Here is a 24,234-nt window from a genome sequence, read left to right on the forward strand (position 1 = left end):
CCCAAGCTACAGCGACAGGTAGTTCTTCAGCTCGAACGGGGTGACGGTGCTGCGGTAGTCCTCCCACTCCGTGCGCTTATTGCGCAGGAAGTAGTCGAACACGTGCTCCCCCAAGGCTTCCGCCACCAGCTCGGAGCTCTCCATCTCCTGCAGCGCCACGCCGAGGCTGCCCGGCAGCTCCTTGTAGCCCATGGCGCGCCGTTCCTCGGGCGTCAGGCTCCACACATTGTCCTCGGCCTGCGGACCGAGCACGTAGTTCTTCTCGACACCACGCAGGCCGGCGGCCAGCAGCACCGCGTACGTCAGGTACGGGTTGCAGGCCGAGTCCGGGCTGCGCACCTCGATGCGCCGCGACGACGCCTTGCGCGGGGTGTACATCGGCACCCGCACCAGCGCCGAGCGGTTGGCCGCACCCCACGACGCCGCGGTCGGCGCCTCGCCGCCGTGCACCAGCCGCTTGTAGGAGTTCACCCACTGGTTGGTGACGGCACTGATCTCGCTGGCGTGCTCAAGGATTCCCGCGATGAACGACTTGGCGACATCGGAGAGCTGCAGCGGGTCGTCGGGGCTGTGGAAGGCGTTGGTGTCGCCCTCGAACAGGCTCATATGGGTGTGCATCGCCGAACCGGGATGCTCGGAGAACGGCTTGGGCATGAAGGAGGCCCGCACACCATCGCTGAGGGCGACCTCTTTGACCAGATAGCGGAACGTCATCACGTTATCGGCCATGGAAAGCGCATCGGCATACCGCAGGTCGATCTCCTGCTGGCCGGGCGCACCCTCGTGGTGGCTGAATTCAACCGAGATGCCCATCTGCTCGAGGGCATCGATGGCGTGCCGGCGGAAGTTGGGGGCCGAGTCGTGCACGGCCTGATCGAAATAGCCGCCGTTGTCGGCCGGTACCGGCGGTGCTTCGTCGTTACCCGGCTTGAGCAGGAAGAACTCGATCTCCGGGTGCACATAGCAGGAGAAGCCGAGATCACTGGCCTTGGCGAGCTGGCGGCGCAGCACGTGCCGCGAATCCGCCCACGACGGGGAACCGTCGGGCATGGTGATATCGCAGAACATCCGCGCCGAGTGATGCCTGCCGGCGCTGTCCGACCACGGCAGCACCTGGAAGGTGGACGGATCGGGGCGGGCGACCATATCGGCCTCCGACACCCTGGCGAAGCCCTCGATCGAGGAGCCGTCGAAGCCGATGCCCTCCTCGAAGGCGCCCTCGAGTTCGGCGGGCGCGATCGCCACCGACTTGAGGTACCCGAGCACGTCGGTGAACCACAACCGGACGAAACGGATATCGCGTTCCTCCAGCGTGCGCAGCACGAATTCCTTCTGGCGGTCCATAGGCGAAGCCTAGGTACCGGCTGTTAAATCTGTGTTACGCGGCCGAGTCCGGTGGCGACGAATCGGCCGTTTCAGCACCGCAACCCGGCCGGCGGCGGGGTCAGATCGGTCAGGAAGGCCAGCACCGAGGTGTCGACGCAGGCGTCGCCGTTGAACACCACCGTGTGCTGGCTGCCCTCGAAGGTCACCAACGGCGCCTGCAGCTGGGCGGCCAGGTTCACCCCGGCCTGGTACGGGGTCGCCGGATCACGCGTGGTGGACACGACGATGACCTTGCCCGGCCCCGGCGAGACGGCCGGGTGCGGCTCGCGGGTGGAGAACACCGGCCACAGCGCGCAGATATCGCGCGGCGCGTACCCGGTGAAGCTGCCGTACTCCAGGAAGGGTGCGGCCTCCCGGGTGCGCCGGTCGGCGTCCACCCACACGGCGGGGTCCGTCGAGAAGCGGGAATCGGCACAGCGGATCGCGGTGAAGGCGTCCTGCTGGCTGCTGTAGCGACCATTCGCATCGCGGCCCAAGTAGTTGTCGGCGAGCATCAGCAGGTCGCCGGCATCGGTGCCGTGGGCCAGTCCCAGCAGACCGCTGGTCAGATACGGCCAGTACCGCTTCGAATAGAGCGCATTGGCGGTGCCGGTGATCGCGTCGGAGTAACTCAGCCCGCGCGGGTCGGAGGTGGCGCCCGGCCGCTGGACCAGCGGGTCGATCAGCGCGTGGTAGCGGCTGACGAAGGCGGCGGGGTCGGTGCCCAGCGGGCAGGCCGGCGAGCGGGCACAGTCGGCGGCGTACTCGTCGAAGACACCCTGGAAACCGGCCAGCTGGGCGACGTTCCGCTCGATCGGACCCACCGTCGGGTCCAGCGCACCGTCGAGCACCATGGCGCGCACCCGATCCGGGTAGCGCTCGGCGTATGCGGTACCGAGCGCGGTGCCATAGGAGAAGCCGAGGTAGCTCAGTTGCTCCTCACCGAGGGCGGCGCGGACGGTGTCCATGTCGTCGGCGGCGGTATCGGTGCCAAGACCGGCGAGGAACGGCGCCCCCAGCTGGTCGAGACAGCGTTGACCGAACCAGCGGTAGACCTCTTCGATGTGCGCGATCCCGGTCGGGCTGTAATCGACCATCGGCTCGCGCCGGTAGGCGTCGATATCGGCGTCGGTGCGGCAGCGCAGCTGCGGTGTGGAATAACCGATTCCGCGCGGATCGAAGCCGACGAGATCGAAACGCCTGCCGATCTCGGTGTCCGCCAGGGCCGTCCCCATATCGGCGACGGTGTCCACCGCCGAGGCACCGGGACCACCGGGATTGACCATCAGGATCCCGATCCGCTCCCCCGATGCGGGTACCCGGATGACCGCAAGCTGCGCCCCGTCGACGGCGACGGTGCCGCACTGCGCGGTGGCGATGACCGGCCGGTCACCCAGCAGCTGTGCGCAGCCGCCCCACGAGACGGCGGCCTGCGCCGGCACGACGAGCACGCCGGCCAGCAGCAGTGGGGCCAGCAGCATCGCGAAAAGCCTGCCCGCCAGCCACATGCGGGCCATGCTCGCACGGGTCGGCGCGCCCGCTCGGCTGCGCACCGCCGCGGAGACCAGACGGTGACGCAGCCGTGACCTGTCGGCCGCCGGTCAGCAGCGGGTGCCGGGTGGCGGGACCTGGAGGTCGACAAGGTACTTGCTGGAGATGTCGTCGACGCACCGGTCGCCCTGGAACACCACGGTGTGCTGGGTGCCCTCGTAGGTCAACAGCGTTCCGCCGAGCTGGCGGGCCAGGTCGACGCCGGCCTGGTACGGCGTCGCCGGGTCGTTGGTGGTCGACACCACCAGGGTGGGCGGCATGTTCTGCACCCGCAATTCGTGCTGCTCCGAGGTGGGCGGCACCGGCCAGAACGCGCAGGTTCCCATCGGCGCGTTACCGGTGAACTCGCCGTAGCTCAGGAACGGTGCGACCTCGCGGGACTTGCGGTCCTGTTCGATGACGACATCGCGATCGGTGATCGGGGGTTCGTCGACGCAGTTGACGGCGACCCGCACGTCGGTCGAATTGTTGTAGTGGCCGTCGGCGTCTCGACCCATGTAGAGGTCGGAGAGCGCGAGCATGGTGTCTCCACGGCCCGCGCGCAGCTCGGTCAACGCATCGGTCAGATGGCGCCACAGGCTGGGCGAGTACAGCGGCAGGATGGTGCCGACCACCGCATCGCTGTACCCGAGCCCGCGCGGATCGCGGGTCCGTGCCGGTGTGTCGACCAGTGGATCGACCAACGATTTGTACACCTCGGTGGCCTTGGCCGGATCGGTGCCCAGCGGGCAGTCCGGATCCTTGGCACAGTCGGCGGCGTAGTCGTCGAATGCGGTCTGGAAGGCCTTGGCCTGACGCAGATCGGCCTCCAGCTGATCGGCGTTGGGATCGACCGCGCCGTCGAGGATCATCGCGCGCACCTTGTCTCCACCGAACAGCTCGGCGTAGGTGGCTCCGATCCTGGTGCCGTAGGAGTACCCGAGGTAGGTCAGCTTCTCGTCACCGACAGCCTGTCGCATGGCATCGAGATCCTTTGCCACACTTTGGGTTCCGATATTGGCGAGGAACTCTTCGCCCATCTTGTCCACGCAGCGGTCCACGAAGGCCTTGGTCTCGGCCTCGATATGTGCCACGCCCTCGTCGTCGTACTCGACCGTGGGGTCCGCACGTTGGCGGTCGTTGTCCTCATCGGAGTTGCACCACAGCGCCGGCCGGGACGCGCCCACCCCGCGCGGGTCGAAGCCGACCAGGTCGAAGCGTTCCCGCACCGGCTGGGGCAGGCTACTCACCAGCGAGGCGGCCGCCTTGACGCCCGACTCGCCGGGGCCGCCGGGATTGATGAACAGGGTGCCGATCTTGGTGCCGGTGGCCTTGATCCGCATCATCGCGATCTGGGCGACGTCACCGTCGGGCTTGTCGTAGTCGACCGGCACGGACAGCAGCCCGCATTCGGCACCGGTGGGGATCTGCGACTCCCCCGCACCCGCCTCGCACGGCGCCCACTGCACGGGGGTGCCGGGCCGCGGCGCGGACAGCACGGCGCGACCCTCGATGGCGTTGCTGCATCCGGATACCAGCAGCAGTGTCATCGAGGCCGCGAGAATCCCGCGCGTGAGGTTCATGGCTGACCATGCTGCCATGCGCCGACATCACAGCAGGTGAGGGCGAGGTCAGGCGCGCGCCGCGGCGAGCAGGTCCCCCAACTCCACGGTGAAATCGTCGGCCATCTCCCACAGGTCGGGCAGCAGTTCAGGGCAGGAGACGATGCCGACGTCGAGCTTGCCGCGCAGCGACATCACGGTGATGTTGAGCCCCGAGCCGTGGAAGATCGGGCCCAGCGGGTACATCGCGTTCACCTCGCAGCCCAGCAGGTACAGCGGGACCTGCGGTCCCGGCACATTGGAGACCACCAGGTTGTGCACCGGCGCGGCGGCCGAGAGCTTGCTGCGGGCGTACACGCGCATGGCGATGCCGAACACCGCCGGGGCCGCGAACTGCGTCCAGTCCTGCAGCAGGGTGGCCCCGATGGCCGAGCTGTGTTGCTTGGCCACCGAATTCGCCTCGGCGATGGCCCTGAGGCGCTCGACCGGATCAGCGATGTTGGTGTGCAGCGAGGAGAACATGCCCGAGACCTGATTGCGGCCGGGCCGATCGGACCTGTCGTGCACCGATACCGGGATCATGGCCACCAGCGAGGACTCCGGCAGCTCGTCACGGTCGAGCAGGTACCGGCGCAGGACCCCGGCGACCAGGGCCATCACCACGTCGTTGACCTTCACCCCGAAGCGGTCCTTGACGGTCTTGATATCGGCGAGGTCCAACTCGGCGAACGAAATGTTGCGGTGTCCGGTGACATTCGCATTGAACGGGGTCTTGGGCGCGGCGAACGGGGCCGCCATGGTCAACCCCTTGGTGGCCCGACGCGCGGTGTCGACGACAGTGGACACGGTCGACGGCAGCACATTCATCAGCTTCAACGGCCGGGTGACGAACCGAAAGGCACCATTGATCGCGATCTCCAGCTCGGTCGCCGAGCCGGGGCCGTCCACCGGGTCCGGCGGCGGGGCATCGGGCTCGGTGGTGCACAACGTCGACATCAGGTTGGCGCCGGTGACACCGTCGACCGCGGCGTGGTGCACCTTGGTCAACAGTGCCAGCCGCCCGCCGGAGTGCGCGTCGGTGCCCGCGACGTTCTCGATGACCCACATCTCCCACAGCGGACGGCTGCGGTCCAGCGGCAGGGAGGCGATGTGACCGCAGATCTCCGACAGCTCCGCGCGGCCGCCGGGCGCGGGCAGGCCGATCCGGTGTAGGTGGCGCAGCACGTCGAAATCGGGGTCCTCGACCCACACCGGATGGTCGAGGTTGAGACGGCTGTCGGCGAGCTTCTCCCGGAACTCGGGCATCGCCTTGACCCGCATGGCGAGTTCGTCGCGCAACCGGTCGAAGGTGTAGCCGCCGGGCATCGTGGAGGTGTCCAGCTCGAGGATGGAACAGACGTGCAACGGCTGGGCTGCCGTCTCCAGATAGAGGAAGCTGGCATCGAGCCCACTGAGTCGTTGCATGCTGCCGATGGTAGGGCTGCCGGTGACCGGTGTGAGCAAATCCACTCGACGACGCTGTTCTCCCGATAGACCCGAAGGTGGCAGACTTGTCGGCGTCAGAAGACCCGGGGACCCGAATGGGCCTCGAGGACTACCCGACAACCCACATCGAAGGACAAAGATGTCTGAACAGTCCGTTTATGGTGCCGGCAATACTCCCGTGAAGGTGCGCACCCACCACCTGCAGAAGTGGAAGACCGAGGGCCACAAGTGGTCCATGCTGACCGCCTACGACTACTCCACCGCCCGGATCTTCGATGAGGCAGGCATTCCGGTGCTCCTGGTCGGCGATTCCGCGGCCAACGTGGTGTACGGCTACGACACCACCGTCCGCGTCACCATCGACGAACTGATCCCGTTGGTCAGCGCGGTCGTTCGCGGCGCCCAGCACGCGCTGGTGGTCGCCGACCTGCCCTTCGGCAGCTACGAGCGCAGCGTGGACCAGGCGCTGGAGACCGCGACCCGGTTCATGAAAGAGACCGGGGCGCACGCGGTGAAGCTGGAGGGCGGCGAGCGGGTCGCAGCGCAGATCGCCGCATTGACCCAGGCGGGCATCCCGGTGATCGCCCATATCGGGTTCACCCCGCAGAGCGTCAACGGCCTCGGTGGGTACCGGGTGCAGGGGCGCGGCGACAACGGTGACCAGACCATCCACGATGCGATCGCGGTGGCCGAGGCCGGCGCGGTGGCCGTGGTGCTGGAGATGGTCCCCGCCGAGCTGGCCACCCAGATCACCGGCAAGCTGACCATCCCGACCATCGGCATCGGCGCCGGTCCCAACTGCGACGCGCAGGTGCTGGTGTGGCAGGACATGGCCGGACTGACCTCCGGCAAGACGGCGAAGTTCGTGAAGCGGTTCGCCGAGATCGGCACCGAGCTGGGGCGTGCGGCTCGGCAGTACGCCGACGAGGTCGCCGGCGGGGTGTTCCCCGCCGACGAACACTCCTACTAGACCTCGGCCTGTTCTTCGGCCCGTTCTTCGGCTCAGCCGAAGGCAGGCGTCCGTTTACCCACGAATGCCGCGACGCCTTCTCTGCCATCGGCGGAGGAGGCGTTCGTGGCGATATGGCGCGCCTCGTTCTCCAGCTGTGCCTCGTATCCATTCGCGTAGCTGTACAGCAGCAGCTGTTTGACCGCCGAGTTGGAGCCGCGGGCGCCCGCAGCGATCTGCTCGGCCAGCTCGGCCAGCGTGTCGGGCAGCTCGGCGTCGGGAACGACGGTGGTGACCAGACCCCAGTCCAACGCCTCGGCGGCCTTGACGACCCGGTTGGTGATCATGAGTTCCTGGGTGCGGCGCAGACCGATCAGCCGCGGCAGCACGTAGCTGGCTCCACCGTCCGGGCTCAACCCGGCCTTGGTGTAGGCCATCGTGAACGATGCCGATTCGGCGGCCAGCACCAGATCACCGGAGACACCGAGGGAGAATCCGGCTCCGGCGGCGACACCGTTGACCGCGGTGATCAGGACGGCGTCCATCCGGGCGAAGGTGGACATGGCCCGGTGCAGGTCGTTGGCCATGGATTTGACGAAGGCGCCCGGGTCGTCGGCGGCGGCCATGGCCTTCAGATCACCGCCCGCGCAGAAGAACCGGCCGGCGCCGGTCAGGGTGACCACCTTGGTGTCCGGGGTGTCGCAGAGCGTGGCGGCGGCGGCCAGGTCGCGCGTCATCTCCGCGTTCATGCCGTTGGCGGCATCGGGCCGGTCCAGGACGATGGTGACGACGGACCCGTCCCTGGTGAACTTCAGCGTCTCGAAAGCGGTCATGGCGCACACCGTATTACCTCACCACCGCCAGGCGTCCCACCCGCCCCGGTTTCGGCCCGCTCCCGCGCCCGGTGGATCGTTCACCTGAATGTGGCACGCTGTTCACAACAAGAACCGGGTGCCACATCGAACAAGGGTGAACATGCCGACCGACAAACCAAAGACGTCGCGCCACACCGAGGTTGAGCGCAAGTTCGACGTCGTCGAGAGCACGGTCTCGCCGTCGTTCGAGGGTCTCGCGCTGGTGTCCAGGGTTCAGCACGAACCGACCCAACTGCTGGAGGCCGTGTACTACGACACGCCGTCCCATGATCTGGCCGCCCACAAGATCACCCTGCGCCGCCGCACCGGGGGCACCGACGAGGGCTGGCATGTGAAGTTGCCCGCCGGGCCGGATGCGCGGACCGAGGTGCGGGCCCCGTTGGCAGACTCGGTGCCCGCGGACATCCGCGATGTGGTCGCCGCGATCGTGCGGGACCGTCCGCTGTCGGCCGTTGCGCGCATCACCACCAACCGGACGGTGTCGCTGTTGTTCGGCGCCGACGACACACCGCTGGCCGAGTTCTGCGATGACCAGGTCGACGCGGCGGCGTTGCGGCCCGACAGCGAGCCGCAGACCTGGCGGGAGTGGGAGCTGGAGCTGATTGGCCAGCCGCGCAAAGCCGCCGATGTGTTGGACCGGCTGTCCAACCGGCTGTTGGACGCGGGCGCGGTACCGGCCGGGCACGGGTCGAAGCTGGCGCGCGTGCTGGCTACCGGTGAGCCGACGACGGCCGGAGTCGAGACCTCCGATCCGGTGCGCCGGGCGGTGGCCGAGAACGTCGCCGAGCTGCTGGTGTGGGATCGGGCGGTGCGCGCCGACGCGTGGGATTCGGTGCACCAGATGCGCGTCACCACCCGCAAGATCCGCAGCCTGCTGGCCGACGAGTCGTTCGGGTTGCCCGAGGATTCCTGGATCCTCGACGAGCTGAAGCTACTGGCGGGCATCCTCGGGGTGGCCCGTGACGCCGAGGTGCTCGCCGAGAAGTACGAGAAGGCGCTGGACTCGTTGGCCCCGGAGTTGGTGCGCGGTCCGGTGCGGGCCCGACTGGTCGACGGTGCCAAGGCCCGCTATGCGGGTGGGTGGCGCCGGTCGTTGATGGCGATGCGCTCCGAGCGGTACTTCCGCCTGCTCGACGGTCTCGACGAGCTGGTGGCCGCGCCGTCGGAGACCACCGAGAAGTCCGGGTCGGAGTCGGCGGCGGCGAGCATGGCGGCGGCCTACAAGAAGGTACACAAGGCGGCGAAGGCTGCCGCCGAGGATGGCACCGACGAGTCTTTGCACCGGATTCGCAAGCGTGCCAAGCGACTTCGTTATACCGCCTCGGCGATCGGTGACACCGCGGTGGAGGCCAAGGCCAAGACGATCCAGAGCTTGCTCGGTGACCACCAGGACAGCGTGGTGAGCCGGACCCATCTGCTGCACGAGGCCGATGCCGCGCATGCCGCCGGTGAGGACACCTTCACCTACGGCGTGCTGTATCAGAAAGAGGTCGAGGTGGCCCTGGAGGCCGAGGCCGGGATCGACGAGGCGTTGGCGTCGCTGAAGAAGGCCGTCAAGAAGTAGGCCGTCAAGAGGTAGCGGGCGGACGAGTTGGCCTGTAAGCCGGAACTTGTTCGCTGGGCGTTTGACGAGTTTGCCGTGTTGGCCTGGCGCGAAATGTCCTGGTCAGCGCGTTGGTTTTGTTGGGCTTAGTTGAGGCTCACGAAATCTACTGCGGACGGACTGCGGACGCGTGCACAATGCCAGCCATGGGGGATTACTACGACGTCAATATCGTTCCGCAAGCCAACGGGGACCACGAAGTCCACACTCGCACCTGCACCTTCCGGCCGTGGGTCGAGAATCGAATCGAGCTTGGCTATCACTACTCATGCCATACAGCCGTGGAGCAGGCGAAGCGGCACTACCCAAAGTCGAACGGGTGCTGGCACTGCTCACGACCGTGCCACACGGGTTGACGGCGGCTCTGGGCGCAGGATGCCGCTCGGGCCATCTATTACCCGTCATGGCGACACCTTGCCCCGCAGAAAGGAAAGAACACGCGGGGTTTGACGCCCAGAGCCACCTGGTCTACTCGACGGTCGTGGTGATGAGTTCGTAGTGGTGGAGCCGGCCGCGCAGCATGTGGCGTTCGACGGTGCCGTCGACCCGTAGGCCGGTGGCGTTGTCGTCGGGGTCGATGACGAACGCACCCCACCCCAACCGGAGGTTGTCGCCGACGGTGGGCGGGATGTTCACGGTGGGGGCGAGGACCATCCGGTAGCGGCTGGACACGATGGCGTCCTGCACGACGACCTCGGAGCCCAGCGGGAACACCTCGGCCCGGACCGTCTCATCCACGGTGTTGAACTGTTCCTCGCCGTAGTCGTTGTACACCGGCGGGTCGTAGGACACCTGGAACTGGACGGTCACGGTGTCGTGGAGGATCACAGTGCCCGTACCCGGTACCGGTTGAGCACGAACGTCTCAGCGAGAGTGAACCCTTGGAAGCCGCCGCGGATCTCGACGGAACCCACCTTGCTCGGGAGCTGTTCGGGATTGGCGACCATCCGCGCGGATGCGGTGGTGATCACCGCTGCCAACTCGGCGTTGGGTTCGGTGCCGTCGAATCCCCTGTTTCGGGTGTAGGCGCGCACCATCGCGGCGATGACGGGCACGACCTCCCCGGCCAGGGCCACCAGTGTGGTGTCAGAACCCTGACCGAGGAAGTCGGCGACGCCTTGTCCGGTGACCACTTAGGCCTCGGTGAGCAGCGTGACGGCCTTGTCCTGCAGCAGACCGACATCCCAGCGGGACACCACGCGGATACCGATGCTGTCGTAGTCGCCCCACGTCTGGTCGAGGATCTTCACTTCGGCGTCGACATCGCGGGCCACGACGACCTTGGACATGTCGACCAGTCCGACGCGCTTCTTGGTCGAGGCGGCGGGGATGTTGTCGGTGATGATGACGGGCAGGCCGAGCAGCCGGAAGTCGGTGCCGTTCTGGATGGTCTGCGGGTCGATCACGTAGCGCCGGTCCCCGGTGCCGACCTTGACCTTGCGGATGGCGGCGAAGCTGGCGGCGGTCATCACCCAGTGGGTGGGCTTGACCTTGTTGCCCTGGGCGACGGCGAGACCGTCGATCAGGCTGTCGGGGTCGGTGAGGTCCAGGGTGCCGGTGGCGATACCGGTCTGGCGCAGGATGCCCTTGATGGTGTTGCTGGTGCCTGCACCGTCCCAGAGGGCGGCGTCGAGGGTCTTGGCGACATCGGTGACCAGGCGGGTCCGCAGCACCGACTCGAGTCCGACGACGCTGGTGCGGATCAGTTCGTTGGTGAGCTTCACCAACACCTTGAGGCCTTTGAGGGTCGAGGGCAGCAGGGTCACTTCGTCGAACGCGACATCGCCGTCGGTGATCTGTGCGCCTTCGGCGACGAACCCGGCGGTGACACCGTTGGCGACGCGGGGCACCCGGATCGGGCTGGACGAGTCGAGGATGACGGGGCCGGCGGCCAGGAACGTCGACTCCTGCTCCAGGGGCTGTACGAGCAGGTTGGCGACTTCGGTCTGAATGAGGGTGGAGTTACCCGAGGTGGTTTCGATAGCCACGATTGAACGTCCTTACGAGAGTGTCTGATTGGGTGTCGACACGTCGCCAGGACGTCAATCGTGGTGTGGGCGCCAGGCCCATCACCTTGAGTGTACCTCGCTCAGGTCAGATCCTTGAGGGTCTGCAACAGGCTGAACGGTTGGGCGGTAGATCCACGTTGGCCCTGCCCGATGTCGCCGACCGGGCGGCGGCTTGCAAGGTGGGGCTTCGCTTCGAGCAGCGCGTCGATGGCAGCGACCATGTTCCCGGCGTCGGCAAGATGGTCCTCGTCGAACGGGAGGTCGGTGGGGTCGGCCAATCGTCCTGTCGCCTTGACCATCTCGGTGTGCAGGCGTTGGGCGTAGGTGTCGGCCTGCTGGGCGCGCTGCCGGTATTTGCCGTTCTCCTTGCGCAGATCCTCCACGACCTGCCGGGGGAACGTGTCCTCGGGCTGGTCGTCAGAATTACCGGATTCGGTAATAACGGATTCGTCATTGTCGGGCGACTGGGGTTCTTCGGGAACCTCGGTGTCGGTCGTGGTGTCGGTCATGCTTGCTCCTTGTCGGTGTTGAAGATTTCCAGTGCTCTGGGCTTTTTCAGTGAGGCGACGGCATCGGCCAGTTCGTTGGCCAGGTGCAGTGCCTCGGCGGCATCCATAGCGAATGCGAACCCGCCGGTGCGTAACCTGATGGGCAGCACCGCATCCGGGGACACTCGGACTTCCGGTTGGACGTTGCGTGCGCTAAGCCGCATCGGAACCACCCTGCTCGGTCGGTGTGGCGGTGATCTTGCTGATCTCGTCGTCGGAGTAGCCGAGCTTGCCCAGCGCGTACGCCTGGGGCAGCAGACCAGCCTGGAACAGCTTCACCACGGCGTCGGCCTCCTGGGCCACCGAGCGGGTCGCGGCGTCAGCCCAGTGCACCCGGATATCGTCGATCAGGTTCGGGTCACGACCGTCTCGCACCGCGATCATCAGTCGGGCCACCTGCTCCCACGACCTACCGAACGTCTGCTGCCGGGCCTCGGCGCGCGCCGTCAACGATGCCTCCGCAGCCCGCAGCGCATCAGCAGACGGCGGTGTATCCGTCATGACACCGAGCATGTGCGCCGGGAGCGCACTGACAGCCGAGATCTGGGTGAGCAGGACCCGCACCGACGCCTCGTACCCACCGAGGTCGGCGGCGTTGAGCTGACCGAACTTCGCCTCGTGGTTCTCCGAGATCATCGCCCGATGCCCCTCGGGAATCGGGTTGACCTCCCGCATCACCGGCTGCTCGTCCTCATCAAGCACCGGGTCACCGTTATCGTCGAGCACCGGTTCTTCTGAGAGCTCGATGCCGGTAGCCCACCGTCGCGGACGACCCACATACTCGGAGGTGGTCATCATGTCGGCCAGGGACTTATTCAACCCATCCACAAGGGGTTTCAGATCTTCAATCTCCGACATACCCCACTCGCCGACGATGCGGTCGGTGTTGCGCAGCCCGACGACCGGCACCACACCGAGGGGGTTGGCGATGGACTCGACGGCAGTGAACCCGGTGATGGCACCGACCTGTTGGGCCACCAGGCGGGTGATCTTGTCGGGTTCGTAGAGCACCGCGTGAGTGATGTTGCGGTCCTTGTCTTCCCAGCGTTTCACCGCGGCGGTGATCTGTCGGGTACCGGGGTCGGTTTGCACGGCTACCTGCTTGGCCGATTCGACCGTCACCGAGGGCCGGCCGAACCTGTCAGCCCAGACGATGACGAAGCTGTCGCCGAGCAGCAGGGCTTCCCGGTGCGCGACACCGCTGGTCTGGTCGAGGTCGCAGCGCACCCAATCAGCCCACAGGCCGGTATCTCCGGTGAACCCGACGATGCGCAGCCGTTCCGCCAACGCTGTCACCGACAGGCGGGGGATGTTGCTGCTCATGAGACCGAACCTGTTGCCCAGGGCGGTTTTTGCTTCCGGGGAAAGGAACGCCAACGGCTGCTTGCCCTCGTAGTAGCGGTCCAGATCTGAGTACCGGGCCAACGGCATGTTGAGCCGCTGAATCAGTACGGTCAACAGTTCATCCTGGGTCATGATGCGAAACTCCTTGCTCTCTTACGGGATTTGGTCGCGCACCAGGTGGCACGCGAATGGGCCTGCAGCATGGCCGCTGCAAGGTCGATACGGGCTTTCGAGCCGCGCTTGGCCTTATCCAGGCGCACACCCTTGGCGTCCTCTCGGAGGACAGCGTTGGCGACGTGACGGGCCAGACGGGGATCGCCGGAATGCGACAACTCGCCACTGACCGCCGCCCTAAACAGCTCCGTCGTGGCCGGGGTGATCCGGGCAGGCGACCACGGGAACGCCACCACCGGGACACGTTCGGCCTCAAGGCTCTGCATCACCAGCGCGTACCTGAACGGGTCGAACACCACCTCGGTCACCCGGTACTTGCGGCACGCCCTGCGGATCTCATCCATCACGTCGTGCAGCGGCACCGACCAGTCATCGGCCCGCTCTGGCGGTTCCCAATAGTTGAGGACATCGAAGTGCGGTCGCTTGCTCACCGTGGCCACGACCAGCCCCGTGCCGTCCGAGTTGTACGAGCCGTCGCAACTGATCACCACCTCCGCACCCGCCGGGATCGGTCGCCCCGTCGACAACCCATCCCACACCCCTGCTGGTAGCCACGAACCTGCCGCCGATACCCGCTGATTCAGGTGATACCGCCGGAACGCCGCCTCCCGCGTGGTGCCCAGCACCGTCGCCAGATGGTCCGGGTCCAGGGTGTCACCGAGCATCGGATTGGCCGCCGCCCACGCATCCCGGTCAGACAGCTCGCACCCAATCGGTGCGGTGTACTCCCGGAAGGCGAACGACCGATCCTCGCCGAACCTGCCGTGCTCAACCAAGCGGGCCATCAAATTGTCCGGGTCATCCCCACACTCGGTGGACAGGCCCAGCGTCAACGGGCGGGCACGGGTACCGCCAGCCAACGCCAACGCATCCCACGTATCCGCATCACTGACATGCACCTCGTCGATCAGCGAGCACGACGGGTTCCGGCCCTGCAGGTTCTTCGCGTTCGCCGGTAGCGGCTCCAGCACCGAATCCGTCTCCGGCACATACAGGCGATCCTGGAAGATCTGCGTGACACCAGCCAGCCGGTCATCCAGCTCCACCATCCGGCGCGCCACCTTGAAGATCACCTCGGCGGTCCGCTGATCCGACGACGCCAACAACACCTCGGCAGACTCCTCATCGTCCGCGTACAGGTGATACAGCGCGATCGACGCACCCAACAGGCTCTTGCCGTTCTTCCGGGCCACCGACAACAGGCCCTGACGGGGACGAGGCTCCGGGTCATACACATCGGCCAGGAAGTCGCGCTGCCAGTCCCGCAGCCTGATCAACTCCCCCGCCGGGTTGCCCTTGCCGCCCTTGACCACCCGGCAGTACGTCTCGATGAACGCCGCCACCCGCGCCGAACCACCCTCAGGCAGCTCGTAGAGCGGCAGCGGATCACCCTTCGGTGCCGCCTTAGGCCCCGCGCGCATCGGCCACCACCCCCGGTGTGTAACTGGCAAGAAGGCTGGGCGGTCCGACGTGGGCTTTTGCTGGGGGTGTCCCCCCTGGTGTGGGTCGTGCTTGTCCTCGGTTGGTGTTGCATGGTCCGCACACGACGTCGATGTCCTTGAGGCGGATGGTTTTGCCTGCTGCTCGTCGTGCCCACGCTTCGGGTGAGTGGTCGCACTGCAGGTTTTCCCGAGATCCGCAGTCTGAGCACCAGGGCTGTTGCTTGCGGGCCTTCTTGGACAGTCGTTCCCATTCGCTGTCGTATCCACGGCACGGTGGGCAGCGGGTCGAGGCCGACAGGTCACCGCAGTCGAGGCAGGGGCGGAGCGTCACTGGACCTCCTGCCATGCCGTTAGGAAGCTATTGACCTGGTGAAGCTGCTGGGCGCTGAGCAGTCCCATAAGCTCGTCGTCATCCCACGAGTCCCAGGCGTAGTCATCGAGGATGTCCGGGTCGACGGCCTTGATGGCTAGACGCAGGCTGACGCTGCGCGGGTTCATGTGTCGCCCTCATCTTGCTGGCGCCGCTGTTCCGCACGCACCATGTTGTCGAGCAGCTGCTGCTGCACGGCGATTCGCGGGTCGGGGTGCAGAGGGGCTGTGTCGAAGTTCGGGCCAGCCTGAAGGACGGCATCCTCCCAACGGATGCCTTGTTCGCCGACCAGGATGTAGCGGCCCGTCTCGATGCCGTAGTCCCACGCGTGCTGCCAAGCCAGTTTCGGTGTGCCGTCGTTCATGCCGTCTTCTCCTCCATAGTGGGTGCGCCGCTCTGACTGTCTTCCATCGCAGCGCGCAGCGTGGTGAGTACGGCGATGTTGCCGTCCAGCTCGGCCCGGTCGTTGTCGTTGAACCGAGCGCAGGCTTTGGACCAACGCGGGTCGTCGACCAGATCCCGCATGCCGCAGGCGACGGTGCTCAGAATCTTGATGGACTCGCGGTAGGCGGTGGGGATCTGCACCTTGCGGGTACTCACCGGTTCCGGCTCTGGTGTCGGTTCGACGACGGGTTCCGGCTCGGGTTCCTTCTTCGGCTTGGGCTTGCGCTTCTGCTTGGTGTACGTCTTGCCGTCGACTCCGGTCACCGTGGAGGGCTTGGCGTTCTTCAATGCGTCGGTCAGTTCGTCGGCGAGAGCGGCGTCGCCGTCTGCCAACGCCTCGACGACATCCGAGGTGTCCCGTTGTGGGACAGCTGAATCCGGGGCGCCCGCAACATCAGGTGTCCCGCCGTGGGACACCTGAGCGAGGTCCCGATCCACCGTCGACTTGCTGACCCCCGTAGCGGTCGCAATCGCCCGGACCGACATGCCCTCCCCGGCGAGCACCTGAACCATCGCCTGACGCGCTTCGCCCGACAACTGGAGCTGACCGCCGAGAGCATCCGCGACATAAGCTGTCCACGACTTGAAGCCGAGGGCCTCATGCACCCTGCCCTGCTTGGCCTCATCGAGAAGGCGACCGACCTTCTCGAAGTTCTCCCGCGTCGTCTGCGCCATCAACCGGATGCGCTTATCCAGCCGCTCAGCATCCTGTACACCCAGAGGTACCAGCACCTCGGTGGGCTCCACTACCTGCACTTCACTCATGTCCTGTTCCTTTCAAAAAGATTGAGGGTCATTTGTATTCGTCGAATGGGCTGGGACCGGCACCGCGCCACTGCACGTTCTCGGCACCGGCGGCGAGACGCAGGTGGTCACCCTCTGGTCCTGGCCTGTCCTTGCCTGGCCTGTCCTGTCCTGTGTTGTCCGGCGGGACGTCCCCCGGGACTGTCCCCGGGACACCGGCATCGCCACTGGTCGCTGCGTCACGCTTGGCCGCCCGCTGCCGGGCCTTCTTCTCCCGCTCCCGCACCCGGATGTTCTCCAGAGCCTTGAGCTGGTCTCGGCTGGTCTGAGTAACCGCATATTCGGTGATGCTCCAGCCCTTCTCCAGTGGAGACCACAGGCCAGCTGAGACGAAGGACTGAACCGCACCCGCCGAGAAGTTGGGGATCAGTCCCAGATCCTCGGGTTCGATGACGCCGTCCGTTCGGTTGGACACCGACCACGCCAGGGAGGTGATGAAGGCCCGGAAGTGGCTGTCCGTCAGCCGTTGGAGACGGCGGTCGGACAGCCACCGATCCGGGAACCTTGCATCTGTCATCTACTTGCCGGCCTCCTCGATCTGGTCGGCGACGGCCACAAGGTGAGCGGCGAGCTGCCGGGCCTCATCGGCGGTCAGGTGCATGTCGGCGTCGAGGTACATGTGTTCGCGGTCGCTGGGTCGATAGAAGTGCAGCTTCACAAGTTCGCGGTGCGCGGGCGTGCTCCGGTGCGCGTACGGGGTGATGCTGTTGTCCTCGGCGGAATCCCAATACTCCGTCGTGAGATGCACCTTGTGGATGTCCTCGCCCCAGCAGGCGGGATCAGCGGCGTGGTCCGCGACGCACCAACTGGTGCAGGTTTTGCGGCGGCCGTCCACGTCCTGAGTGACGGTCATCGCTTCACCCCCGCCCACTCATCCGCGAGGTCGGCAGCTCGGATGATCGACTGTGCAATGGCCCGCGCGTCTTCGGGGAGAAAGTCACTTCCACCGACATAGACGAGAGGGGCGTCATCGGGATTGTCGTCACCATCTGCGATGCTGCCGTCGTCGAACTGGACCACGACGACGCGGATGTCGAGGCAGGGTTCGTATGACGGCGACCAGATCAGCCGGTAGTTTCGTCGGCCGTCCTCGGTGGGCTGCCAGTCATCGAGGCAGTCGGGGTTGGAATCTGCCCCAGGCGGTAGTGGGATGTCTGCGGTTGGGGTTATCGTGGTCATCGGATTGTCCTTTCAGTCAACGGCTGGGATGGTTCCGACGGCTCCCGCCGGTTGCGTCAACAACCGGGTTCACGGGAGCCGTCAGCATTTCGGTGTGGTCGTCGTCGATCAGGCCACGGTCTTCAAGAGCGTCTCGGTCGTCCTGCATGACGTGGGGATGGCTCACGCCGCGTCGCCCCCACCACGCTGGGACGCCGACTCCTGTTCAGCGATCCAGCGGAGAACCGCGCCCCTCCGCCAAACGCGCCTGCCCTGAAGCTTGAAGCTAGGCGGACCGACTCCCGTGCTGTCCCAGTAACGGACGGTGCCTGCGGGCGCGCCCGTCAGGCGCGCGACCTCCGGCACCCGGATGATCTCATCCTCTTCGCTCATGTGTACGACAACCTTTCGTTGTTGGATGCTTACAACTATCAGGTATACCACATACCGGTGTTGATGCAAGACAACGTTTGGTTGTACCGTTGGCGCGTGGAAGAACGCGCAGACGAGGATTTGAAGATCGGCGCGAATGTGGCGCGCATGCGGGCCGCACGTTCGTTGTCACAGGCAGAGTTGGCCGAACGGATCGGTGTGGCGCAGCAGACGGTTGCAAAGATTGAAAAGGGCACCCGCTCACTGAAATTCATGGAGGCCCGCAGGATTTGCATTGCACTCGAACTTCCGATGGCCTTGCTCGAACAGGAGGATGGACGCGCATCCAATTCGGCTCAACTGATCGCACACTCGACTGAGATGAACTCACTTTCGAAAGAACTCCACGAGTTCGCCAAGCGGTTGGCGCCCGCACTCACGCAGCTGGCGTTCACCGTTGCGCACATGCGCGACATTGGCGAATACGACCGACCAGCACAGTCCGACCTGGACAGGGCGGCATCGTGGCTAAAGGTGAATTGGGGTGACGATCTCAATGACCAAATTGCGCGGGCGCTACCTACGGACGATGAAATCGAATCGATCAATAAGGACGTTGATGCTCAGACGTACGGAGAGGCCCTAGCGAGAATTGCGCGACTAAAGGTTGAGATCCATGACCCCGAGACGTAATCGCCGGTCTGGTGTTGAGGATCGCTGGCGTCGAGTTGACGGCACCCCCGCAGCAGCCGATGGTAAGGGAAAACGCTGGCGCGCAAGATATGTCGACCCCGATGGAAAAGAGCATGCCCGTGGGTTTGCCCGCAAGACGGATGCGCAGCGTTGGCTCGACGAGGTGACGGCGGCGGTCGTCACCGGGCAGTACGTCGACCCGAAGGCTGGCCAGGTGATGTTCCGCGATTACGCCGAGCGGTGGCGGGAGATCCAGGTGCAGCGGCCGAGCTCGCGCGCACACGTCGAGACGATGCTTCGCCGCCATGCCTACCCAACCCTCGGCGATAAGCCGTTGTCGTCGATCCTGCCGAGCGATATCCAGGCGTGGATCAAGAGCTTGGAGTTGGCACCTGCCACGGTCGGAGTCATCCACGGCATCGTGTCGACGATCATGAAAGCCGCTATCCGGGACCGCCGCATCGTCGCAAATCCGTGCGACGGGACCAAGCTACCGAAGGTGCAGCGCCAACAGATCGTGCCATTGACTACCGAACAGGTGTCGGCCGTCCGGAACGCGCTACCCGCAGAATTGCGGGCGCTCGTCACTCTCGCGGCCGGCACCGGTATGCGGCAGGGCGAGTGCTTCGGCCTTACGGTCGATCGAGTGCGGTTCCTTGAGCGCAGTGCGACGGTGGACCGTCAGCTGGTCACGCTGCAGGGGCAGGAGCCGACGTTCGGGCCGCCGAAGACTCAAGCGAGTAACCGGATCATTCCCTTACCCCAAGTCGTTGTCGCCGAGCTCGCCGCGCACCTGGCCGCGTTCCCGACCGACCCTGACGGGTTGGTCTTCACGCTCGCTGGGAAGTCCATCACCCGGCAGGCGTTCGGCCATAAGTGGCGGGCGGCGGTCAAGACGGCCGGCCTGCCGACCGGCACCGGCTTCCATGCCCTGCGCCATTACTACGCAAGCCTGTTGATCCGGCATGGCGAGAGCGTCAAGACGGTGCAGGTGCGCCTCGGTCACGCAAGCGCAGTCGAGACGCTCGATACCTATAGTCACCTTTGGCCGGACTCCGACGACCGCACACGGGACGCGATCGACTCGGTTCTGGGATCTACTGCGGACGGACTGCGGACGGAAACGGGCTCCGCTACCTAAAAGCCCTGTTCAAGAGGCGGGGGCGGACGAGCTGGCCTGTAAGCCGGATTCTGTACCGGCCTCCTGACGGAGGACCGATAGGCGACCATCCATCTGGACACACCGTCGCCGGGTGCCTCAAGCGGCCTACCCGCAAGCTCGGGCGAGCAGCCCTCGAACGCTCGCGCGACCGCAACCAGGTTGCGGCCTTCTTGGCCTTGCTTCGGGTGGGGTTTGCCTAGCCATCCCGGTCACCCGGGATGCTGGTGCGCTCTTACCGCACCGTTTCACCCTTACCGCCCTTGCGGGCGGCGGTCTGTTTTCTGTGGCACTTTCCCGCGGGTTGCCCCGGATTGCCGTTAGCAATCACCCTGCTCTGTGAAGTCCGGACTTTCCTCGAACCCCGGGTCGCCCCGTGGCCCGCGGCCGCCCGGCCAACTCGTCCGCGCGCGCAACGGTAGCACCACATCGCCGCCTGCCCACCATTGTCGGGCGGCGGTGGTGAGCTGACGACAGAGCTTCCCGTGTCAGAACGGCGGGTCACTGTCGAGGGCGATAGCGGCGGCGTTGCGGGCGCGTTCGGCGTTGATGCGGTAGTCGCGGTCGTGTTGTCGGGTGCGTTGGCGTCGCGGGATGTCGGGTTCGCGGTCGGGGTGATCGATCAGGGTGATGTGCCGCGCTCGTGGGATCTCGACGTCAACGCTGCTGTGTGGGAACAGAATCGGCCCCAGTGGCATCGTTGTGTACCGGTGCCCGGTGGGTGAGGTCCATTCGGTGGTGCCGTCGGGGTGCGCTTTCGGGGTCCACCCAACTTTCACGGTTTTGAGCAGGTGATGTTCGCGGCAGAGCGGGCGCAGGTTGCCCGGGTGGGTGGCCCCCGCGGGCCAGGGGGTGACATGGTCCAGGTCGCAGCGTTGGGCGGGTTTCCCGCACCCCGGGAAGCAGCACGTCATCGATGTCATGCGGACGTAGGCGGCCAGTTTCGCCGACGGGCGGTAGCGGGGTTCGGAGCCCAGGTTGGTTGTGCTGCTCAGGGGTCGGACTGTCGCGCCGCCGGCGATGAGGTCCGCGAGCAGGTGGGCGGGGATGATCGCCCCGTCAAGGGTGATCCCGGCACCCACGCCGGGCCGAGTGCTGGCGGCCGGTGCGGTAGGTGTCGAGGGCGTCGAGGGTGGCTGTGGTTCGGCCCCGAACTGGGTGGGCGCGGGTTCCGCGGGCGCTGCTGGTCCCTGCGTGCCGCTGTCATCAGGCGTGGGCCCGGTATCCGGCTTCGCCCCCTGCCCGGTGTCGGGTTCCTGTCCGGTGAGCACGTAGATGGTGACCGCCCCTGCCCGAGGGTCTTTTCCCGATCCGGTGCATTCTTGGTTCCCGCACAGGCAGGTGAGTCGGTCGGCGCCGGCCAGGACCGCGGCCAGAGCGTCGGCGCGGCGTTCGGCCACGGTGCGCGGATCGCCATCGCAGACACCGTTGGCGAGGTCGTTGAGCCGGGTGTCACTGAGCGCAGCGTCGGTGGTGCGCATTCGTCCCCAGAACGAGACCACCCCGTCTGGGTCGTCGTTGTCGCCGAAGTCGATGTAGCGGTCTTTGGCCGCGGCCCTCGACCGGATGACCGCGATCGGATCGAACTTATGCACCCAGAAGTCGACAGCCCGAATCAACGCGTTCTCCGACAATGCGCCGTATTGGTGGGCGGTGCCGGCGATCCCGGCGTCGATCAACGCCAGCGCCTCCTCATCACAGACCAGCTGGGTGCGCCAGCAGATCGCGGCGATGACCTTGGCCGAGACCGAGCCTTGCGTGAACACCTCGGCGGTGCGGGGTAGCCGGTCACGCAGGGCCATCGCAATACGCATCTGGGCGCTGGCGGCGCGCGCACCGAGGGTGCAGGCCGCACTGATCTCGGCTTTGGCCAGTGCCCATCCGTCGATCAACTTCAACGCCGACGATTCGTCTTCGTCCTCGCAGTGTCGTGCAGTGACCTCGGCGATCGCGGCCAGCCGCCGGGCCGCCGCAGCCGCCTCAGCACGGGTGGCATCGGTGACCTCGGCAATGAGCGCCTCATCGCTCAACCCCGACAACCCCGCACGTTCGAACATATGAGCGAGTCTACCCGCGTCCACCGACGAGACAAGGCCGATCGCGACCCCTGTGGATAACCCCGTAACGCCTGCTCAAGGTGCCGAAAGGGTGATGATCAGCATGGGATCTGCGGTCGGTGCGACGAGTCGTTGCCTCACCGAAAGTGCGCGCATCAGCGTCGGCGCAGCACCATCACATTGTCGGTCAAATGCCCCGGTTGCCCGTCCGGCCCCACGGCGTCGCGACCCACCGCCTCGACGCGCACCCGCTCCCAGCCCTCGCCAAGTTCCAGGCCGGCCACCACCTCCTCTGCCGACGGGAACTCGACGTGCTGATGGTTCGACCATGGCGGCGCATCGCCGTGGTCGACGATCAGCAGCACCCCACCCGGCGCCACCGCCTCGGCCGCCCGCCGCAACACCCGCACCCGGTCCATCGGCAGCTTCGAATGCAGGAACTGGGCCGACACCAGATCGAACTGCCCATCGGGGAAGCTGACCTCCAGATCGTGATGCTGAAAGTCGATGTGGCTCAACAGCTCCCCCACATCCTGCTGCGCCCGCTCCAGCGCGACCTCCGAGACGTCGGTGGCCACCACCGACCAGCCGCGCGAGGCCAGCCACATGGCATCGGCGCCCTCGCCACACCCCAGATCCAACGCCCGTCCCGGCGCCAGTTCGGCGGCGATCTCGGACATCCGGACGTTCACCCGGCCGCTCCAGATCCGTTCCCGCTGACCGTAATGCTGATCCCAATGCTGCTGGGCATCCGGAACCGGCCACGGCGGCACGGGCAGCCCGACGTCATCGGCGAGCAGGCTCTGCACGACGGCCGTTGCCGCCATGGACCCGCTCGCCACGGCCGCGGCCACCTGGGGCATCTGCACACTGACATCGCCCGCGGCGAAGACACCGGGCACGGTGGTGCGTTGGAACTGGTCCACCACGATGGCATCGGCGGACACCGGCGTGGGCGGCGCAAACGCCACCCCCAGCTGCGCCGCCAGCGACGAGCGCTGGTGCAGCGTCGCCGCCACCAACACACCCCGGCGGGCGAGCGGTGCACCGTCGGCAAACACGATTTCGGTCAGTTCACCGTTATCCGAACGGAATTCGGTCACCACCCGGTCGTCCACCACGATGCCGTCGACGGCGGGCGCCGTCCCGCCATTGGTCAGCAGGACGATGTCTTCACTCCAGCCGCGCAGCATCAGCGCCATGTGCACCGCCCGATCACCGTCGGCGAGCACGGCCAGCGGCTGATCCCGCATCTCCCATCCGTGACAGAACGGGCAGTGGAAGGCCGAGCCACCCCACAGTGCCTCCAGTCCGGGGATCGTGGGCGGCCGATACTCCATACCGGTCGCCAACAGAATGCGACGGGCACGTTCCCGGCCACCGTCGGCCAACTCGACGACGAAGTGCCCGTCGTGAGCGGCGGCGCCGACGACACGTGACGACCGGAACTGCACGCTCGAATACTTCTCCAGCTCACGACGGCCGTCGGCGTAGAGCTCGGCGGGCGGGCGCCCGTCATGGCCGAGCAGACCGCCGATACCGTGGGCGGCCAGGTTGCTCTGCTCACCCTCGTCGACCACCAGGGTGGCGCGGCGAGCCCGACCGAGCACCAGTGCCCCACTCAGCCCCGCCGCTCCCCCGCCGACCACCACACAATCCCAGACGTTGTCCATGGCATCGAGCTTGCCGACATCATCGCAGAATGCCAAGCTGGTTTGCCATGGAGGCAAACAGCGTCGATGAGACGGTCCGGCGTCGGCTGAAGGACCTGCGTACCCGACAGGGGTTGACCCTGCAGGACGTCGCCGGTCGCGCGAATATCGACGTCTCGACCTTGAGCCGGCTGGAATCCGGCAAGCGCCGCCTCGCGCTGGACCACCTGCCGCGGCTGGCCACTGCGCTGGCCGTCAGCACCGACGAACTGCTGCGCGAACCAGAATCGGAAGACCCGCGCGTCCGCGGCAGCTCACACACCCGCCACGGCGTCACGTATTGGCCACTGACCCGCGAGGGCGCCGTCGGCGGCAGGCACACCTTCAAGGTGCGGATCAGCAGCCGGCGCAGCACACCACCCACCGAGTTGCCGACCCACGAGGGCCAGGAATGGATGTACATCCTCTCCGGCCGCCTGCGGCTGGTGCTGGGCGAACGCGACTTCATCATCAAACCCGGTGAGGCCGTACAGTTCTCAACCTGGACGCCACACTGGTTCGGCACCGTGGACGGTCCGGTGGAGGCGATCATGATCTTCGACGTCCACGGTGAACGCCTGCACCTGCACTCGGATTGAG

General features: G+C 66.4%; 25 protein-coding genes and 1 other RNA gene. 5 read left to right on the plus strand and 21 right to left on the minus strand.

Going from position 1 to position 24,234, the window contains the following annotated elements:
- Positions 1 to 6 precede the first annotated feature (6 nt).
- The 4 genes from FBY28_RS04160 to FBY28_RS04175 form a co-directional block, all read right to left on the minus strand.
- Positions 7 to 1,344 carry a glutamine synthetase family protein gene (locus FBY28_RS04160; protein ID WP_141864504.1) on the minus strand — a complete coding sequence of 446 codons (1,338 nt, stop codon included), beginning with the start codon at positions 1,342 to 1,344 and terminating at the stop codon, positions 7 to 9.
- Positions 1,345 to 1,415: 71 nt separating this feature from the next.
- Complete coding sequence (locus tag FBY28_RS04165; RefSeq protein ID WP_216847492.1) at positions 1,416 to 2,882, minus strand: alpha/beta hydrolase; 1,467 nt, start codon at positions 2,880 to 2,882, stop codon at positions 1,416 to 1,418.
- Positions 2,883 to 2,966: 84 nt separating this feature from the next.
- Positions 2,967 to 4,478, minus strand: coding sequence for an alpha/beta hydrolase (locus FBY28_RS04170; protein ID WP_286177733.1), 1,512 nt, complete (start codon positions 4,476 to 4,478; stop codon positions 2,967 to 2,969).
- 48 nt (positions 4,479 to 4,526) lie between these two features.
- Complete coding sequence (locus FBY28_RS04175; RefSeq protein ID WP_141864508.1) at positions 4,527 to 5,921, minus strand: WS/DGAT/MGAT family O-acyltransferase; 1,395 nt, start codon at positions 5,919 to 5,921, stop codon at positions 4,527 to 4,529.
- 160 nt (positions 5,922 to 6,081) lie between these two features.
- Here FBY28_RS04175 and panB point away from each other — a divergent pair, with 160 nt between their 5' ends.
- Positions 6,082 to 6,912: a 3-methyl-2-oxobutanoate hydroxymethyltransferase gene (gene panB / locus FBY28_RS04180; protein WP_141864510.1), complete on the plus strand. Its 831-nt coding sequence runs from the start codon at positions 6,082 to 6,084 to the stop codon at positions 6,910 to 6,912.
- 32 nt (positions 6,913 to 6,944) lie between these two features.
- Here panB and FBY28_RS04185 read toward each other — a convergent pair whose 3' ends face one another.
- A complete protein-coding gene (locus tag FBY28_RS04185) occupies positions 6,945 to 7,724 on the minus strand; it encodes an enoyl-CoA hydratase/isomerase family protein (RefSeq protein WP_141864513.1) in 780 nt (259 codons plus the stop codon).
- Between the two features lie 142 nt (positions 7,725 to 7,866).
- Here FBY28_RS04185 and FBY28_RS04190 point away from each other — a divergent pair, with 142 nt between their 5' ends.
- Positions 7,867 to 9,330, plus strand: a complete 1,464-nt coding sequence (locus tag FBY28_RS04190; protein WP_141864515.1) for a CYTH and CHAD domain-containing protein — start codon at positions 7,867 to 7,869, stop codon at positions 9,328 to 9,330.
- Positions 9,331 to 9,837: 507 nt separating this feature from the next.
- Here FBY28_RS04190 and FBY28_RS04200 read toward each other — a convergent pair.
- The 13 genes from FBY28_RS04200 to FBY28_RS04260 form a co-directional block, all read right to left on the minus strand.
- On the minus strand, positions 9,838 to 10,179 hold the full coding sequence (locus FBY28_RS04200) for a hypothetical protein (RefSeq protein ID WP_141864520.1): 342 nt from the start codon (positions 10,177 to 10,179) through the stop codon (positions 9,838 to 9,840).
- Positions 10,180 to 10,193: 14 nt separating this feature from the next.
- Positions 10,194 to 10,502, minus strand: coding sequence for a hypothetical protein (locus tag FBY28_RS04205; protein WP_141864522.1), 309 nt, complete (start codon positions 10,500 to 10,502; stop codon positions 10,194 to 10,196).
- Complete coding sequence (locus FBY28_RS04210) at positions 10,503 to 11,357, minus strand: phage major capsid protein (protein ID WP_141864525.1); 855 nt, start codon at positions 11,355 to 11,357, stop codon at positions 10,503 to 10,505.
- Between the two features lie 101 nt (positions 11,358 to 11,458).
- The gene (locus FBY28_RS04215; protein ID WP_141864527.1) at positions 11,459 to 11,887 is read right to left on the minus strand and encodes a hypothetical protein; all 429 of its coding nucleotides are present in this window, start codon (positions 11,885 to 11,887) and stop codon (positions 11,459 to 11,461) included.
- Positions 11,884 to 12,090 (minus strand): hypothetical protein, encoded by a 207-nt coding sequence (locus FBY28_RS04220; protein WP_141864529.1) that lies wholly within the window; start codon positions 12,088 to 12,090, stop codon positions 11,884 to 11,886. Before FBY28_RS04220 ends, FBY28_RS04215 begins: the two co-directional genes overlap by 4 nt.
- Complete coding sequence (locus FBY28_RS04225) at positions 12,080 to 13,402, minus strand: phage portal protein (RefSeq protein ID WP_141864531.1); 1,323 nt, start codon at positions 13,400 to 13,402, stop codon at positions 12,080 to 12,082. The genes FBY28_RS04220 and FBY28_RS04225 overlap by 11 nt, the downstream gene beginning before the upstream one ends.
- Positions 13,399 to 14,865 carry a terminase large subunit domain-containing protein gene (locus FBY28_RS04230; protein WP_141864533.1) on the minus strand — a complete coding sequence of 489 codons (1,467 nt, stop codon included), beginning with the start codon at positions 14,863 to 14,865 and terminating at the stop codon, positions 13,399 to 13,401. The genes FBY28_RS04225 and FBY28_RS04230 overlap by 4 nt, the downstream gene beginning before the upstream one ends.
- 348 nt (positions 14,866 to 15,213) lie before the next feature.
- Positions 15,214 to 15,384, minus strand: a complete 171-nt coding sequence (locus FBY28_RS25725; protein ID WP_160145461.1) for a hypothetical protein — start codon at positions 15,382 to 15,384, stop codon at positions 15,214 to 15,216.
- Positions 15,381 to 15,620: a hypothetical protein gene (locus FBY28_RS04240; RefSeq protein WP_141864535.1), complete on the minus strand. Its 240-nt coding sequence runs from the start codon at positions 15,618 to 15,620 to the stop codon at positions 15,381 to 15,383. Before FBY28_RS04240 ends, FBY28_RS25725 begins: the two co-directional genes overlap by 4 nt.
- Entirely contained in the window at positions 15,617 to 16,465 is an 849-nt protein-coding gene (locus tag FBY28_RS04245; protein ID WP_141864537.1) for a hypothetical protein, read from the minus strand. The genes FBY28_RS04240 and FBY28_RS04245 overlap by 4 nt, the downstream gene beginning before the upstream one ends.
- A 28-nt stretch (positions 16,466 to 16,493) precedes the next feature.
- Positions 16,494 to 17,021, minus strand: coding sequence for a hypothetical protein (locus FBY28_RS04250; protein ID WP_141864539.1), 528 nt, complete (start codon positions 17,019 to 17,021; stop codon positions 16,494 to 16,496).
- The gene (locus FBY28_RS04255; RefSeq protein ID WP_141864541.1) at positions 17,022 to 17,357 is read right to left on the minus strand and encodes a DUF6907 domain-containing protein; all 336 of its coding nucleotides are present in this window, start codon (positions 17,355 to 17,357) and stop codon (positions 17,022 to 17,024) included.
- Positions 17,354 to 17,683 carry a hypothetical protein gene (locus FBY28_RS04260; RefSeq protein ID WP_141864544.1) on the minus strand — a complete coding sequence of 110 codons (330 nt, stop codon included), beginning with the start codon at positions 17,681 to 17,683 and terminating at the stop codon, positions 17,354 to 17,356. The genes FBY28_RS04255 and FBY28_RS04260 overlap by 4 nt, the downstream gene beginning before the upstream one ends.
- 468 nt (positions 17,684 to 18,151) lie before the next feature.
- On the opposite strand from FBY28_RS04260, the gene relB reads away from it, so the two are divergent.
- Positions 18,152 to 18,727 carry a type II toxin-antitoxin system RelB family anti-toxin gene (gene relB / locus FBY28_RS04270; RefSeq protein WP_160145462.1) on the plus strand — a complete coding sequence of 192 codons (576 nt, stop codon included), beginning with the start codon at positions 18,152 to 18,154 and terminating at the stop codon, positions 18,725 to 18,727.
- The gene (locus FBY28_RS04275; RefSeq protein ID WP_141864551.1) at positions 18,711 to 19,868 is read left to right on the plus strand and encodes a site-specific integrase; all 1,158 of its coding nucleotides are present in this window, start codon (positions 18,711 to 18,713) and stop codon (positions 19,866 to 19,868) included. The genes relB and FBY28_RS04275 overlap by 17 nt, the downstream gene beginning before the upstream one ends.
- A 23-nt stretch (positions 19,869 to 19,891) precedes the next feature.
- On the opposite strand, the gene rnpB is transcribed toward FBY28_RS04275, so the two are convergent.
- The 3 genes from rnpB to FBY28_RS04290 form a co-directional block, all read right to left on the minus strand.
- Positions 19,892 to 20,289: RNase P RNA component class A (rnpB, locus tag FBY28_RS04280), an RNA gene on the minus strand.
- Positions 20,290 to 20,374: 85 nt separating this feature from the next.
- A complete protein-coding gene (locus FBY28_RS04285; RefSeq protein WP_141864553.1) occupies positions 20,375 to 21,943 on the minus strand; it encodes an HNH endonuclease signature motif containing protein in 1,569 nt (522 codons plus the stop codon).
- A 155-nt stretch (positions 21,944 to 22,098) separates the two neighbouring features.
- A complete protein-coding gene (locus FBY28_RS04290; RefSeq protein ID WP_216847493.1) occupies positions 22,099 to 23,652 on the minus strand; it encodes a bifunctional NAD(P)/FAD-dependent oxidoreductase/class I SAM-dependent methyltransferase in 1,554 nt (517 codons plus the stop codon).
- Here FBY28_RS04290 and FBY28_RS04295 point away from each other — a divergent pair.
- A complete protein-coding gene (locus FBY28_RS04295) occupies positions 23,646 to 24,233 on the plus strand; it encodes a helix-turn-helix domain-containing protein (RefSeq protein WP_286177736.1) in 588 nt (195 codons plus the stop codon). The two genes, FBY28_RS04290 and FBY28_RS04295, sit on opposite strands and share 7 nt — an antisense overlap.
- The last annotated feature ends 1 nt before the right edge of the window (position 24,234 follow it).

This window comes from Arthrobacter sp. SLBN-53 (genome assembly GCF_006715585.1).
GTDB classification, from domain to species: Bacteria; Actinomycetota; Actinomycetes; order Mycobacteriales; family Mycobacteriaceae; genus Mycobacterium; species Mycobacterium neoaurum_A.